Source organism: Cellvibrio sp. ATLC23 (genome assembly GCF_057196725.1).
In genome coordinates, this window is record NZ_JBXUOS010000003.1 from 472,467 (window position 1) to 489,498 (window position 17,032).

The following is a 17,032-nucleotide window of genomic DNA, read 5'->3' on the forward strand; positions in this document are numbered from 1 at the left end:
CGCCAAGCTTGTTTTCTGAACACAGCGGCGATGGACGAAAAACCAGAGCGATCAATAATCAATAACTAGAACCTGTAATCTCCAAGGGTAATCACATGAAAAAACACACGTCACACCTGACTACACCCCTGTTTACCAAAACCCTGCTGAGCGCGCTTATCGCCGTTAGCGCCAGCGGTGCTTACGCGCAAGACAACAATGCGGGCGGCGCCGTTGAAGAAGTATTGGTCACCGGGCAATTCCAACGCAACTTGCAAAACGCGCTGGATATCAAACGCAATTCAACCACGATTGTCGATGGCATTTCTGCGGATGACATCGGCAGCTTGCCTGCTCTCGATATGGGCGAAGCCCTGCAAGCAGTAGCCGGTGTACAACTCAACCGCGAAGGTGAGCGCCGCGAATCCAGCGTGAACCTGCGCGGCCTGCCTGCCGGTTTTGTACTGACCACCGTAAACGGCCAACAAATGGCGACCCCAACGCGCGTCAACAACCTTGAGTCCAGCCCTTTTGGCGCCGCCTCACCACTGGGCGCGTTTGACCCAGCCGTATTCAGCGGCATCCAAGTGATCAAAACCACTACCGCAAACATGATTGAAGGCGGCATTTCCGGCACTATCAATCAAGCCGTAGGTGGTGCACTGAAAAAACGCGATGGCAAATATGTAGTCTCTATCGCCAACCGCTACGAGGATTTGGAAGAATCTAACGATCCGGAAATTGTGCTGAGCGCCTCCAAGCACCTGATTGCAGATACTCTGGCAGCGACCGCGACCTTTGCGACATCCGATCAAACATTCCGTCGTGACACCATTAAAATCAACCAATACAACGATTTAACCACCGGCAATTTCCGTGGTGCCAACGGCGAAACACTCGCCGCGTGGAAATCGGCAAACGGCTTGAATGCAGATGACACTGTACAAATCCCGGGCGAACTGCGCCAAGGTTCGGAAATCAGCGAAGGTACCCGCACCTCTTTCTCTGGTGGGCTAGAGTGGCAAACCACTGACGAACTGAAACTGGGCTACAACCTGATGTATACCAATCGCGATATGGATCAGAACACCCAGCAGGAACTTGATCTGCGCCCGCGCATCACTGGCACTAAAATTACTCCTCTGTCTGCTCCATTTGCTACCGGCAAAGATGCAACCTCAGGCGGTAAAATCTACAGCGTTAGCGACATCGCCTTTACTAATGTGCAATACGGCGCGACCTCGCGTATTTATGATCTCTCCGAAGAGTCTGCAGCCCATATTTTTGATGCAGTTTGGGAACTTGATCGCTGGACTCTGGACGCCAAAGCCACGCTCTCTGCTTCAGAAAGCGTGCAAAGTGAAGTGTTTTTCTCCCCAACCTATCGCGCAGCCGGCGGTGCCAATGGCAATAATGGCATCAGCGGCACTCTGGTCACTGGTCGCGGCAATATAGGCAACTATGATGTCTCGCTCACCGGTGCAGGCCAAAGCGCGGGGGATGCACTCAGTTTGGATCAGGCTTGGGTAAGTACCAATGCCCTTTCAACCGGCGCTGATGTCGCCTCTGCCGCGCCCAATTTAATCAGAACCACACTCACCGGTTCTTATCGCAAACTGGAATTGGAAAACAATGCCGCAGAAGCCAACGCCAAATACATGATTGAAATGGGTCCGCTGGAAAGCATTCAATTTGGCGGCCGCTACTCAACCGAGTCACAAGATTTTGTGAATTTGAGAAACTCACCTGCCGGCATTAATTTCAGCGGCATCTACAACAACTCAGTGAAGACCAATCCGCACTACTACAGCAATGGTGCCAGCAGCTTTTTTGGCGGTGAAGCGCCCGGTTTTGCCGGCCCGGATCAAGGCTGGTTTGCGATTGATGTCGATAAATTACTACCGCAATTAACCGCCACTATCGATGTCAATAACGTAGCGCCGTTAAATGGTGAAACTGCCATCATCGTGCCGGGCACCGGCTTGGTACAACGCGCCGGTCAGCAAACTGCATTCCCCGCTTACCAAGCGGATATAGACACAGTTGCGCTCTACGCCATGTCTGATTTTAAATTTGAAATGGGCAATATTCCGGTTTCGTTGAACGTCGGCGCTCGCTGGTTGACCTCTGATGTGAGCTCACGCGGATTGCTGTATAAAATTGGTCAGCCGGTAGATCAATCCACTGAAGTCGAAAACAAAGACGATTACAACTTCTTGTTACCCAGTCTGAACGCCGGTTTCGATTTAACCGACGATTTAAAACTGCGTTTAGCTTACAACCAAACCATCGTGCGCCCGAACATCGCCACTGTGAGTCCACTGACCACTGTGCGTGAACTCGACGGCGCAGCAGGCTCAATTGATGTACGGTTGTCCGGCGCGCAACTGGAACCACTGCAAGCAGAGTCGTTTGATTTGTCATTAGAGTGGTACAACCGTGAAGGCAGTTCTATTAGCCTCGCGCTGTTCCGCAAAGATATCGACGGCTACTTTACCAATGTGAATTTCTGTAACGAACCCATCCTGCGCAAATACGGCATAGATTCAAATACAGTGGGCACGTTGAGCTTCTCTAACGGCGAATGTACCACTCCAGAATTAACGCCCGGCCTGCCGACCACCGGTCAACCAAAACCCGTTACCATTAATCAGCTACAAAATTCTAATGAGACATCTGTACTGACCGGTGCTGAATTGTCGATCCAACAAAACCTGAGCTTCCTGCCTTATCCATGGGATGGTTTGGGCGGCGTGATTAACTATTCGCGTATTAATCAGGATGACGACGAGCTGACCACCAATAAAATTGTGGGCATCTCCGAAGGCACTACTAACCTGATTGTTTACTTCGAACAAGGTGATGCAGGTGTGCGCCTCTCGTACAACTACAGAACTGAATACGATCTGGAAAGTACCAACGCAATTGCTGGTGTTGGCACAGGCTTTAATGGTGCGGGCGATAAAAGTGTAAAAGCAGCAGGTCGTTTGGATTTATCGGCCTACTACAAAATCACCGATGACTTAACCATCAACTTTAAAGCCTACAACCTGACCGATACCTTGTATGAAGAGTATCAAGATACTGAATACCAACCACGCGCAACCCACTACGATGGCAAAACCTACGTATTGCAAGCGAAGTATCAGTTCTAATCGGTAAGCTATAAAAATAAAAGCCCCATAGTATTTACCTACCATGGGGCTTTTTCTTATCTATTAAAAAGTGGGCAACTAAGGCGCAGGCGTGAACCACAATTTTTTATTTTTCAATAACGAATAATCATTAAACGATGGATTATTAATTTCAATAATCGTGCGCCCGCTCAACTTTGCCTTGGCAATATCATCGGCGTAATGGCGATTAAATAGCGCCTCCAAATCACCATTCTCTACCATTTTTGTTAGGCCAGCCTCAAGCCGACGCGCCAAGCGCGGTTCAGCAGGCGATACATAAGTGTAAGTAGGCATGATCATATACAGTGCTAAATTCGGCTCCTCTACAATATCGGGAGCCACATCTTTGCGCACCGCCAACTCATCATAAATTTCGTGAATGCCGCGCGGAATATAATGAAAGCGGCGATTTTCCAGCATCAGAAACAAACCATCGTAGGTTTGCGCACGCCGTATTTTAAAACCAGCATCCGTCATTACAGCAGTCGTGATCCATTCACTTTGCAACCCCGCCGTTAGTTTTTTTAAATCATCGGCGGTCTTTACCTTGGCAAAAAGAGGAATATCGGCCTGATGAATGAGCAGCAAGCGATAACTTAAAATACCGCGGCGAATCGGTATTTTAATCGCTATGGTATTTTTATTGAGATTGTCGCTAGCCGGTGAAAAATACACATTAATCAGGGTCCCACTGCGCAATGCATGCAGCGCACGATTGCGCATCATAGGTGTGCCAATCATCTGAATTTCAAACTCACCATACTCTTCGACGGTCAGCGTTAAGGCGCGCTCCAGTAATTCATTTTTATAATTAAAGCGCACGTCCAGCTCCGATTGCATTTGAGGCAATTTCACGACATCCAGCGCAAAACTGGCCGCAGATTCAAGCCAAGCGGCAATTATTAAACTGAAACAAAAAAAATGGCGCATAAATTCATTGGCCGCAAGAAATCAAAAGCATTACGTCGAATAGCTGATTATATACAGGAGCAAACCAGGCAACGCAAAATGAAAAAACCCGCGACAGCAAGCTGTGGCGGGTGAAAATTAAGAGCTACGGTCATTACTCTTAATATAGATGGGAACATCTATGCTACTAATGCGCTCGAAACCTAACCAAGCTCGAACAAACCAGCACCATAGAAGCCAAGATACAGCAATATAATTGGTAAGGCAACCCTACCACTTATATTTATTTATCTTAGCGCCCAACCGGTGTCGTTTTTAGTAACTGCAGCAGTTTAGCGGCAAATATTTCAATGAAACCCGTTCCAAACCCGTAACACTTTGCTTGTACACAAGTATATTTGGCGTATCACTTGAAAAAACAGAGCCAATGAGTTTTAATTGGTTAAGTGGTAATGCCAGTTATATCCTGACTTAATTGGCAAGCTACCGCCTGGCATAAGCCGCTGTGTAATAGACGCTATAACCGCTACTCCAGCCCAGGCAGATCCATTGCGTTACATTTATTGAATTCCACTTTAGGGTAGGTAATAGCCATGCAAGAAACCTGGCGCTGGTTTGGCCCCAACGACTCCATCTCGTTAGAGAAAATTATTCAAGCCGGTGCGTCCGGCATTGTCAGCTCATTGCATGAGATTCCAACTGGCGAAGCTTGGCCATTGGACGCTATTCAAGCGCGCAAAAAAATCATTGAAGATGCGGGTCTTGAGTGGTCAGTGATCGAAAGTATTCCGATGCATAACGACATCAAAACCCGCACCGGAAATTTTCAGCGCTATATCGACAATTACAAAGAATCGATTCTTAATGCGGGTAAAGCGGGCGTCAAAGTGGTGTGTTACAACTTTATGCCCGTGGTGGATTGGACCCGCACTAATTTAATGTATCGCCTGCCCAATGCCAGCCACGCGCTGCGTTTTGAAATGACCGATTTTGCCGCTTACGATGTCTACCTGCTGCAACGCGTAGGCGCAGAAGCCGATTACTCGCCGTTAGTCATGGCGCGCGCGCAAGAGCGCTTCGACGCCATGAGCGATGAAGAAAAAATCTTGCTGGAAAAAAATATTATTGCCGGTTTGCCCGGCGGTGAAGGTTCTTACACGCGCGATACTATACGCGCCGCCATCCAACAATTTATCGACCTCGGTACCGAGGGTATGCGCGAACACCTGTTCCAATTTTTACGCGAAATTATTCCGGTGGCCGAAAGTGTCGGCGTGAAAATGTGTATTCACCCGGATGATCCGCCGTTCTCTCTATTTGGTTTGCCGCGCGTTGTTTCTACCGCCGATGACGCGCGCAAAATTTTGCAAGCAGTGCCCAGTGAATCTAACGGTTTAACCCTCTGCGCCGGCTCCTATGGCGCCCGTGGCGACAATGATCTGGTTGCCATGGCCAATGAATTTGGTCCGCGTATTTACTTTGTGCACTTGCGCAACGTTACCCGCGAAGAAGATGGTTCGTTTTTTGAAGCGGAACATTTGAATGGCGACAACGATATGGTTGGCCTGGTTAACGCACTGCTATGCGAAGAACGCCGCCGCAACAAAGCTGGAGAAAGTAATTTCTGCATTCCCATGCGCCCCGATCACGGCCATTTAATGGGCGATGAAATAGGCAAAGCCGATGTAAAACCTGGCTACTCCTATGCAGGCCGCATGAAAGGTTTGGCGGAATTGCGCGGTGTTATCCACACACTGGAAACCTTGCAAAATAGAAATTCTTTAGCCCTCTAAAATCCAGAAAAAACCCCCGGCTTACGCCGGGGGAAGAGACGAGCTAGGAGATGGTTTACTGACCGCGAATTTTTAGAAACTTACAGCCATTCGATAGCTCAACTTTTACTTTGGTGCCGGTGATGTTGGTTGCCGCTTCATAGTTATCCGGCACATTCAACACACCACTACCATCGATAGAAATTACATTTCCTCTGAAATCACAAGCGGTGTTAGCATCGCTATCCCATCACGCTTACCAAACTTTCTGTAGAAAACAACACTCTACGCAAGAAGGAAAAAACTGTTGCTAAAATTACTATTTTTCATTGTTATCTTCTCAGAATAGGTTAGAACTACCTGAATACAGCGGAGACTCAAGTAGTTCTATTTATGATTAATAGATTCTAACTTTAATGAACTTACATGAGTTACCGGTTGCGTTAATCAATTTTATATCCGTTCCCTTCAATGAATTAGTCGAAACATAGTTATCGGTAATGGTAATAAAACCTGAACCGGCAACCTCTGTAGCCGCGCCGCGAAAATCACAGTCATTTTGGTCGCTATCCCACAACTGCAATGTTTTACCTGACAAATTTTGAGAAAAACGCAAACATGAGTCTTTTGTTAATGCCACCTCGGTGCGCACATTAAATGGAATGTTAATAAATGATGCACAATGATTAGCGGATGGCGCAGAACTATTGCTAACACTGGACGCGGGAGCAGATGACAAGGGAGCCTTAACATTGACTGAGCGTGTATCGGATGTTACTTGGGTACCGTCCTGTGCAATCAACAGAGCATCAATTACATAGCTACCCGTTTGTGTTGGTATCCATTCAACAGAGTAAGGCGCATCACTGTCTTGTTTTAAAAATTGTCCGTTAACACGGAAAACAATTTTGTTGATACCTATTAAGTTGGTAATAGCATTTGCAGTTAAGGTTACCGGATTGTTTAATTGAAGCTGGCTGTTGTTCACAGGCGCTGTCATTGACACAGATAAGTGCGGCGCAACCACACTCACTGTACGTGAATCAGATATCAGCCGGGTGCCATCATTGGTAATTAACACTGAGTCAATCGTATAGTTACCGGCTTGCTCTGGACGCCATTGCGCACTGTAAGGCGCCGAACTATCTTGTGATAAATATTGTCCATTGATACGAAAGTTAACCTGAGCAATGTTATTTTTACTGCTAGAGGCGTTTGCAGCCAAAGTAACATCCTGCCCCAACACAAACTGACTATTGTTGTTTGGTGAACTTATGGCAATCGAAAGAATCGGGGCGGTGACTGCAACTGATTTTGTATAACATTTTTTTTCTGTTTTGGGTGAAGGATCACCAAAGGTTGTGTTATTGCATCTGACGTCACTGGTCTGCTCATAGAGATAATTGAAAAGGCCTTTTGCGCCATAGGCAACATTCATAGCACCAGTCACCTTGACTGTTTCATTTTCGTTAGCCGCAAATGAATAGCCATCTGGTGCTTGATCAATTTCTCCAAAACCTAAATCAATGATTTGTACATGCAAAGGCAACTTCGTGCTATTACCTTTATCTTGCAAGTAGTAATACACCTTGCCGTTATGGATTGTTAAAACGCCATGAGCAAACTCAGCACCATTTTTATCCTCATAAACCGTGCTGAACTGATTAGTGCCACCTTTTCCTTTCTGGATAAATGGACGGCCATTTTTTAAGCCAATGATATACACACTGTCACCATAGGTATAAAGGTTTGATCCACCGGTGAAGTCTGTTGTGTGTGTAAAATCTGAAGCGCCCGCTGGTTTATATGAGTGCAATTTTTTCGTTACGTTAAACTCTTTGTCTTTTACGAGGCTAACAATATGGACATCGCCATTTTCAGTCACTGTAAAATCAAAGCCGCCAACAATATAGACCTGATTAGGTTTTGTAGTTTTAACCAAATCGCCTGGTTCATATATTTTTAATGGTTGAGGATTTGCAAACGGAATGGTAATCCCTTGGCCTTTATGGTTTTTCCATTGGGTCTTGCCTGATTGGTCATCAGAGTAAGCGTAATAAATTCCATTTTGATATTCGAATTTATCGTTGTTATCTGCGCTGCGAACTTGAAATGCGGTACGTAATTTTCCATTGACGTATTTCATTTCACCGTAAAGACCCCAGTTGTGTTCTGGTCCGTCTGATTTTTGGCTGGAATTAATATGGTTAAATTGGGTCATATTTGCCCATTTTCCGGTTGCCGAGTTGTAGCTGGTAAACACATAGCCACCGTTATTATTTCCACCCGTTCGCATGAAAAATAATAAATCGTTATTTTCATTCAAAAAAAATGTTGGGTAGGTAAGGTCGGAAAATTGGCTAGGGTCATTCTGACCATTCAAGTTATTGTGACCATAATCATTAGGGCCATCGGCAACAAATAAGGCTAAGGTAAAATCTTTATCGGGCACTGTGGCCGCATTCGCTTTTGTGTAAGCGTAACGAAAGTAGTCGTTGTTGAATTGGGAATTACTGTATGAATGCATATCATACAGAATATGGATCTTTCCATCTTTTGGTGATATACCCACAGCAGCAGTATTGTGCGATTCACCAATCCACCACTGACCGTTGTAACCGGTGTGTCTATGGGGGAACTCAATAGTTTTTACTACACCAGTTTTAGTATTGTAGCGCGACAACATTAAGTTCCGCTCACCCTTACCGCCCTTATACCAAGTGGTAAAAATAAAATCCTCATGAACTTTAATCGCATCGCCATGAGCAGAAATAGACCTACCAAATGCATAATCCATGACATTGGGGTTGTTTTGGTTGGGAGAATCGCTCTTGCGTTGAATACCATTAAAGTAAAGGCCAACATCACTGACTTTGTATTGCTGCTCAAAAGTTACTGCAGCGTTTACCTCTGTCAATGAAAAAAACATCGCAATCAATGTCAGCATAGAAAGCCATCGATTTGGAAGAATCTTCGTTTGTATTGTCATGATTTCCTCTATTCATTTTAATAAGTTAACAAAACCCAAGTGAACGGCAGAGTTCATCTACTAAGCAGCAGAAATTGCTAAAGTTATTTTTTAAAATTGAAAAATCTAGGGCGCTTAACGCCCCAGAAAAAAAACGCCACCACAAGTTAATTGAACTTTGCGCCAGTGACATACAGAGTAGTGGTTCCGTCATGTTTATCGTCATCAGCTTCTTGACGATAAAGGCCCCAGCGCCAGCCATAAACAGAAGCATTACTTTCTAAGGTGGGTTGAGGGTGATCTTCTGCAATAACACGTGTGCAGTTGTACCACACCTCGAATTTAAACCCGTTTGATCTAACCCGTAAGTTAAAAGGCTTACGCATCATGCCAGTATCTAGCTCAATTGTTCCCTTTCCTCTACGAGCAATTTCAAGTGAACCATCTACAGCGATAAGTCCCTGAATAATAAAGTTGCTGGCATCATTGGTTTTAATTTGAAATATCGCGTATCGCTGCGCTTTATCCCAACCACTCAAATAATAGTTCGCACTAAATTCATGCCAGGTAGAACCATTTGCACTGCGAGTCCACGGCGTGGCATAAGCTTCTACTCGTGGGCGTAATATTGACGACGTAGTATTTTGATTACCTTCATGCAATTGAAAGCGCTGGGTCTTTCCACTTTCGGTGTACCACTCAGCAAAATCAGAGAAATCAGGGCGATCAATTGATTTATCTAAAATGGTATGAATTTTAATATTCTGCGGAATAGAGTTATCTATATTGCTGCAGCTAGATGGTGGCTGAAGAACATCACTATTGCTTTTGGCTAGATCAATGTAATCAATGTTGGTTGCACCATCGACAAACTCGACCGTTAACCGCGTATTGGAGGAAATATTAACGCTGCTAATTTTTAATAATTCCCAATTGCTCCAACCGCCACCGCTAGTCGTAACAGTGCCTAATAATTTTCCGTCGGCCAGCAGTTTAATGCGTTTGCCGGAATCGCGACTGGCCACTCGTAAACTCACATCGTAGCGACCATCAGCATTGCCAATTGCATAGTCCAAGGTTTCACCAGCACTAGTCCAACCAACCAAACAGCCATCCGCATTGGCTGCAACATCAACATTTAAACCGTAATAGGTACATGCAAAAGAATTTGGATTGGAGTTGCCAGGGCTTAAATCATAGGCATTGCTGTATTTTTCTGCTTCGATACGGCCAGGTAAATTAAATCGGCCGGTATAGCCAGTAAGTGCAAGGCTAGATTGAGAGCTGCTCGATAGCGCCACACTGGATTTTGAACTACTGGAAGGTGTCACGCTGGATTTCGAGGCCGAACTGGTTGCTGTTGCGCCGCACACGCCACCGCTCAGAATTGGCGCTTCTACTGCACCACCATTTTTAAGACCTTTGTAGCCAAAAGAAACTGAACCGCCTGCTGCAATATTGCTGTTGTAGCTGACATTTGTCGCGGTGTATGGATTACTGCCTGTAATTGTGGCGCTATAAAAACTCGCAATGGTGTTGGTTGCATACTTAATAGATAGCGACCAACCATTAATATTTGTCGCGCCATTATTGGTAATAGTCACTGTCGCGTTGTAACCGCTCGACCATTCTTTATCAACTGTGAAGCTACAAATTGCCGCAGAGGTTTGCACAGATGCAAAACTCAACATAGATAACACAGAATAAAATACTGCCTTGTATAGCTTAAGCATAAAATTTTCATCGCAACGTTATTGGGGATGTGAATTGATCGCGCAATCTAACCAAGCATCCAACAAAAACAGCGCTGTCAAATGCTTGGTTATACGGACCAGCAGGAATTTTTTCGTATTAATAGGCGCGTACTTTTACATACTTGCAGGAATTTCCGGCCGCATTAGTCAACTTAATATCAGCGCCAGTAAAACCAGTGCCCGATACATAGTTTGAAGTGATGCTCAAACTGCCTGATCCACCAACCGCAGTTGCGGTACCGCGGTAATCGCAAGATGTATTGGTATCGCTATCCCAAACTTGTAAGGTTTTACCGCTCAGGTTTTGACTAAAGCGTAAGCAAGCACCAGCAGACAAAGTCACTTCAGTGCGCGTATCAAATGCAACAGGAATATAGCTTGCACAGCTCCCTGTTGCCGGTGCTGAAGAAGAGCTTGAACTACGCACAGAGCTTTGTGCTGAGCTAGGGGTAGAGCTGCGTACCGAGCTTGCAACAGAGGATGAACTACGTGAAGAAGTAGTTCCTGCGGCAGGCCAATTGCTAATAATATTTTTTGCTAACGCACCTGAAGCAGTTAATTGGTTAGACGGCCAACTGCCATTAGCACTTGCACCGGGAACTAACGCAGATGCGCCTTCAGATTTATCATTCAATGCCCAGTTTGCATTGCTGATTTTATTGTCTTTCATAAATTGCACCCAGGCATTGGTTTCGCTATTTGCGACACTGCCATTGCCATCGGCATTTACTGAACCCCATTCAGTCACAAATAATGCAATGCCATTATTTAATGCTGTCTGTGCTTTATCGCGTAAATATTGTGTGTGAGTACCGGCGTAAAAATGTAATGTGTAGGCAATATTGCTGTAGCCGGTAATCGGGTCACGAGAAGCAACATCGACATCCTGCGACCAGGTTGGGCTGCCCACAATAATCAAATTATCTGGATCAATACGGCGAATAGCGGCAATAACACGTTCAGCGTAGGGTTTTACTTTTCCTGCCCAGGTCACATCATTTTTGGGCTCGTTAAAAATCTCGTAAATCACGTGATTTTTATTGCCATAGGTGCGCGCCATATCTTCAAAAAAAGCAATAGCTTGCGCTTCATAGTTATGCGCGTAGTGCGAGTGCCAATCGATAATTACATACATATCATTGGCGATGGCCGCATCTACCACTGTTTTTACTCTAGCCTTGTTGGCCGCAGGGTTTGAGATATAACCACCATTGTCTTCAACGCCCATAGCGGCGCGAACCAAGGTTGCGTTCCAGTCATTCTTCAACCAGGCGATGGCATTAGCGTTGTAATATTTTTCGCCACCCCAGCCTGTATTGCTCCAAAACAAACTCATCCCGGAAAAGCTTGCCGCTTGTCCGTTTGCCATAATTTTTGTGCCGTTCACCGATAGCGGTGCAACATCGGCATTTGCCGAACCCACAAAACCACCGAATAACATCGCCGATACTAAACATGCACTGCGAGCTTTGCTCATAAGTGTTTTCATTTTTTACTCTCCTGCGAGAAAAATTATTCTTAGTAACATTCATGACTCAACTAAGAGCCTATTAATAGGCTCTAATTTTTAAATAATTGCAGCTAGCCCCTGCTGCTGCGGTGAATTTAAAAATGCTGCCAGACAAATTATTGGCAGTAGCGTAGTTGCTAGTGATGCTCAGATTTCCGCTGCCATTAACTGACGTCATGGTGCCGCGATAATCGCAAGATGTATTAATCGCACTATCCCACACCTGCACATTGGCTCCGGCGAGGCTGCGGTCAAAGCGAATACAGCTTGATGGCGTTAGCGTAATTTCTGCCCGTGTATTCCATGGCACATCGATATAACTTGCGCACCCATTCACCACACTGGATGCAGCAGAGGACACCGAGCTAGAAGACCGACTTGAAGAACTAGTCGCAGGAATAGATGAAGGTGCAACTGATGAGAGCGCAACCGATGATGCAGCAACTGATGAAGGCGCAACCGAAGACGCTGCCACCGAAGACGCAGCAACTGAAGAGCTGGCAATGCTACAACTTATACTGGCGCCACCAGGTAATAGACTGGTGCCGGCATAATTACAATTTGCATTGATACCCACATTTGGGTTCGCAATAAAGTTTTGTGTTTCCTGATGAGTCCAAGTTGATAGCGGAATACCATTCAACGCCAAATGCTCCCAACCATTACCAGCGCTAGTCGCGCGATTCCAGCCGAATTGATAAATCGTATTGTTATTTGCACCATAGGGCACGTAAGTAGTAAAGGCAGCACCAGCTGTTAATTGTTTTTTCATGGTATTGCGAAAGAAAACATTTTGCGGACCGGTTGCACCAGACCAACCACCAGCGTGCTCACCCGCAGCCCACCAAATTGGATACCAGGTTCCGCTGTTGTCGCCCACTATACAATTTGGATTACAATCGCGATGATAAAACGAAATAGTGGCGGTGTTATTTTCGATAAGATTGTAGCGCTCCCAACCGCCGTGCAAATTGATATCCGCATCAATATTATTGGCGGTTACCACATTGCCCGATGCCGACCATTGCAGGGTCAAATGACGCAAACTGCGCAGCGTATTATTTTTAATGATTGAATCCCACAATTTACTATTGCGGAAATAACCATTGCCGCCTTTACCCTTATTCCATGAACCTTCAAGATAATTATTTTCAAATTGTAGATTTTTCGCCATTTCGGTGACAATCGGGTGCGAGCCAGTCATATAGGTGCGAATATTGCGCGCATAGCTATTCAACGCCCATTTAAAAACAAGCCCATTGATCGCGCCGTTATAATCGAGATTGTTGTAATTATTTAACGCATCAGCCGCGGTGAGATTGCCCGGCGCTACTTGTGTTAGATAGAAATTTTCAAAGCCTACCCCCTCTACCATAGTCAACACCGCCACCCGGCTATTGTAAGTACCGGAAATAGGCGCCGAACCGTCGGCAGTGCTATTCATTGGCAAATCAAATTCGAGTGGTTTGTCGATAGTGATGGTTTTATTTGTTGTATCCACGGCAACAATTTTAAAAATTTGTTGCCGCATATGCATATTTAAACGATCAGCAGACAACACGCCTTGTTGATCGTACATCTTGTTAGTGTTGGCTGCGCCAACCCATGCATACTTACCTGCGCTAAAACCTGCAACAGAATTGATTTTTATTTTTGTATCACCTTGCGCCGCGTTTTGCGTTACGTTCTGATGCTTCCAGTGAACATTCACTGTGCCCTCGTAAATATCTTTACGATTTTCAGGCGCGTTAGCGTAAGCGGTGGCATAGCTTGAGTGAACATCGCGTGTCTGTACGCGAAATGCACCGCGCCCTGGCCATATCCAACCGCCATTGCCGCCGCCTGCATCGGTCATTCCCGCAAGATCAAAATCGATAATATTGTCATAGCGAGTATTGCTGTCAGGGTTAAAAATTATTTTGGTTGCGGTACTCGATGCAGGATCACTGCCCTTGCCGCGAATGACTAAATAGTTGGCATCTACGTGAATCTCTTTGGAAATATTCAGACTGCCTGAAGGCAACTCAATGAGGGATAAGTTGTTGTAGCTGCCTGCACAATTAGCGCGAACAAAATCAATCGCCTGCTGCAGACCGTGGCTGTCATCCACATTGTCATTGGCATACACAGCAAACTGCTGTCCCAATTCGGCGGAAGTAATTACGCAGGTTGTATTAGTGGTAATTTCACTCGTAGCAGGTAAGGGCAAACCTTCCCGGTAGCCCGCCTTACTCCAATCAGGTAGAAAATTTGCTTGTACAGGAATAGCGAACACGCAGAATGCGGCCGCCACTAGAGGCAGCCATTGGCCGCCTCTAAGGTGGATATTACTCATAGAAACCTCGTTATTAATTATTGGTGTGGTAAAAAATACTACTGAGCGGTTATCAATAACTCTAATTACAGAGTTATAGAAAATTAATAAGCGCGCACCTTAATGTAATTACAACCGCTTCCAGCAGCATTGCTAAATTTCAAAATAGTTCCGCTTAACGAACTGGCTGCTAAATAGTTGCTATTAATTAGCACACTGCCTGAGCCATTAACCGATGCGGCAGTACCGCGATAATCACAAGAGCTATTGGTGTCGCTATCCCAAAACTGCACAGTCGCGCCGCTGAGATTGCGATTAAAACGCACGCAACTGGAGGAGGTTAAGGTTAATCCTGTACGCTGATCCCAGGCTACGTCGATGTAACTGGAGCATCCAGTTGTAGCAACTGATGAAGCAGCTGACGATTTTATTGAAGACTGCACGGAGGATTTTATCGATGACGCAGTGGATGATTTTGGTGAAGACGCAACACTGGATGCTGTTGAAGACGTAGTTGCATTAGTAACGTAAACACCCGGCGCAGGAATGTTGGCAGGAATATTATTGTCGATAGATGCTGCCGACCAATTACCGGCTATACGATCACTGCGGCCATCTAAACGTATATTATTGCTGGCAACATGATTGACACCTTCAGACGCAAACAATAAATAATCGTTGCTGCCATCCAAATCAACCTGATTGCCGATAAATGTATTTTGATCCGCATCGCTGTGTGTCTCAAACGCATTTTTAACATTGCTTTCGCCATTGCGATACGCTTTGTTGCCGCGAATAACTGCGTATTGGCCTTTGATATCGACAAAACTATCGGCAGAATTTTGACCGGTGATACCAATACCATTCATCACATTGTATTCAAAAATAGTACCGCGAGTTCCCTCTTTAATATCGATGTGTTCAGCCGCAATACCTGGGCCAATAGTATTGCCGCCGATTACATTATTATGGCAAGCCGCACCATAAACATAACCCTTACCATCGGATGAGCCAGGATGTGAACCGACATAAAATGCTTCGCCAGTTCCCGGGCTAACCAAACCCGTGTTATAAACCCGTGAATTTTTTACCAGATTATTCGAGCTGTTATCGCGCAGGTGAATGGCTTCCTCACCGATATTGTAGACAGCAACATTGTCGATCACGGAATAGTTAGAATTATCCAACACTATGCCTTTGGCAGAGTTAGTGACTTCTATATCTTTCACAATCCAATAATCGCCGATGATATATAAACCAATTTTTTTGCTGGTGGTGGTGCCGCGTAATATTTGGCGATTTGTGCTGCTGTAGCTGCGCAAGGTAATCGGTTTTTGCGCAGTGCCATTGGCGCTGCCAAAATAATGCGCGTTAGAAAAGCCGCTCAGTGTCGAAGTAGCTTCACTTTCATAACCGCCGGGCTGTAGCACAATTTCATCACCGGCAACGGCCGCTTGAATTGCCTGCTGCAATTCTTGTCCGCTGTATACATCAATGCGTGCCGCCTGCGACTGGGCAGCAGTTAGCAACAAAATAACGGAGGCGCCCAGACCCAAAGTCCGGGACGAAAACGATAGGTTTGATTTCATGGTTGATTACCTGGCTATTATTGTCATTGGCTATGCCGTAATGGCTAAATAACAATACACCCCAACAATTGGTAAGGCAACCTTGCCGCAAGACCAGAAAAGAATTTATTGCAAAAAAAAAGCCCAGCAATAGCTCAAAAGGCCAAGCGCATCACGCTTTTGGCTTTATGGGTAAAAGCTGTTTTTTATATGAAGTCTGCCCGACAGTGTTTAGCTATCAGTGCAAGAGAGCCAGGAAGGGGGATAAAGGAACGAGCAACATGGAGGAGGATAGCGACCCGCTAGAGAGGCCGCTATCTGGGAGGACTATACTTCTTTGCCGAAATGAGCGGCAGCGGCAGCTGTGGCATTTTCAATATGAACTTTCATCGCCATACGCGCCTTTTCCGGATTGCGTTTTTCCAATGCTTCCACAATACGGCGATGGTCATTAATAGACGGGTGAATCCCCTCTTTGCGAATGCGCTCCAGGAACGCGGTGCTCAATGCTGATTGATTGCGCAGCTCCCAGAGCCAGTTGACTACCGAATAGATGGCACTGTTTTGCGCCGCTTCGGCAATAATCGTATGGAATTTCCAATCGGCTTTTTCAGAGGCGTCTTCCTGCTTTTCCTCTTCTTCCATTTCGCGCAGCACTTCTTTGAGCTGGGCAATCTGCTCATCAGTTATACGTGTAGCGGCCAAGGCACAGGCTTCTGATTCGAGAATATAACGAATTTCCAATATTTCGAATGGACCAACACCTTTATCGGCGCTGTCCAGTGTGGGCTTCTTTTTGGTGACATAAATGCCAGAGCCGGTGCGGATTTCAATAATGCCCGACAGCTCAAGCGCAATCATTGCCTCGCGAATGGTTGGGCGACTAACACCCAATTTTTCGGCCAAATCACGCTCTGCCGGGAAGCGCTCCCCCGGTTTGATGGTGCCATCATGAACCAGCTTGGATAGCTGCTCTGCCACCTTGATATAAAGCCTATCGGTTTTAACGGCCTGTAATTCCACGCTCTACGCCCTCACCAAGAATGATTCATTGAATACTAAAAACTGTGCTTGGCAACCTA

General features: G+C 45.7%; 9 protein-coding genes. 2 read left to right on the top strand and 7 right to left on the bottom strand.

The genetic code is table 11. The annotated features are described in order from the left end of the window. The first annotated feature begins 95 nt into the window (after positions 1-95). On the top strand, positions 96-3,134 hold the full coding sequence (locus AC2CG4_RS07605) for a TonB-dependent receptor (protein WP_484485678.1): 3,039 nt from the start codon (positions 96-98) through the stop codon (positions 3,132-3,134). A gap of 78 nt (positions 3,135-3,212) precedes the next feature. Here the strand turns inward: AC2CG4_RS07605 and AC2CG4_RS07610 are convergent, their stop codons facing one another. Next, positions 3,213-4,085: a hypothetical protein gene (locus tag AC2CG4_RS07610; RefSeq protein WP_484485679.1), complete on the bottom strand. Its 873-nt coding sequence runs from the start codon at positions 4,083-4,085 to the stop codon at positions 3,213-3,215. A gap of 572 nt (positions 4,086-4,657) precedes the next feature. Between AC2CG4_RS07610 and uxuA the strand changes: the two genes are divergently transcribed. Beyond that, positions 4,658-5,857 carry a mannonate dehydratase gene (gene uxuA, locus AC2CG4_RS07615; RefSeq protein WP_484485680.1) on the top strand — a complete coding sequence of 400 codons (1,200 nt, stop codon included), beginning with the start codon at positions 4,658-4,660 and terminating at the stop codon, positions 5,855-5,857. A 376-nt stretch (positions 5,858-6,233) separates the two neighbouring features. Here the strand turns inward: uxuA and AC2CG4_RS07620 are convergent, their stop codons facing one another. The 6 genes from AC2CG4_RS07620 to AC2CG4_RS07645 all read right to left on the bottom strand — a co-directional run bounded on the left by AC2CG4_RS07620 (position 6,234) and on the right by AC2CG4_RS07645 (position 16,973). Then, positions 6,234-8,825, bottom strand: a complete 2,592-nt coding sequence (locus AC2CG4_RS07620) for an Ig-like domain-containing protein (RefSeq protein ID WP_484485681.1) — start codon at positions 8,823-8,825, stop codon at positions 6,234-6,236. Between the two features lie 146 nt (positions 8,826-8,971). Continuing rightward, positions 8,972-10,537: a cellulose binding domain-containing protein gene (locus AC2CG4_RS07625; protein ID WP_484485682.1), complete on the bottom strand. Its 1,566-nt coding sequence runs from the start codon at positions 10,535-10,537 to the stop codon at positions 8,972-8,974. A gap of 118 nt (positions 10,538-10,655) precedes the next feature. Next, positions 10,656-12,047 (bottom strand): glycoside hydrolase family 5 protein, encoded by a 1,392-nt coding sequence (locus AC2CG4_RS07630; protein WP_484485683.1) that lies wholly within the window; start codon positions 12,045-12,047, stop codon positions 10,656-10,658. 61 nt (positions 12,048-12,108) lie between these two features. Next, positions 12,109-14,403: a hypothetical protein gene (locus AC2CG4_RS07635; RefSeq protein WP_484485684.1), complete on the bottom strand. Its 2,295-nt coding sequence runs from the start codon at positions 14,401-14,403 to the stop codon at positions 12,109-12,111. Positions 14,404-14,486: 83 nt separating this feature from the next. Continuing rightward, on the bottom strand, positions 14,487-15,971 hold the full coding sequence (locus AC2CG4_RS07640) for a right-handed parallel beta-helix repeat-containing protein (protein WP_484485685.1): 1,485 nt from the start codon (positions 15,969-15,971) through the stop codon (positions 14,487-14,489). Positions 15,972-16,277: 306 nt separating this feature from the next. Then, a complete protein-coding gene (locus tag AC2CG4_RS07645) occupies positions 16,278-16,973 on the bottom strand; it encodes a FadR/GntR family transcriptional regulator (RefSeq protein ID WP_484485686.1) in 696 nt (231 codons plus the stop codon). Between the last annotated feature and the right edge of the window lie 59 nt (positions 16,974-17,032).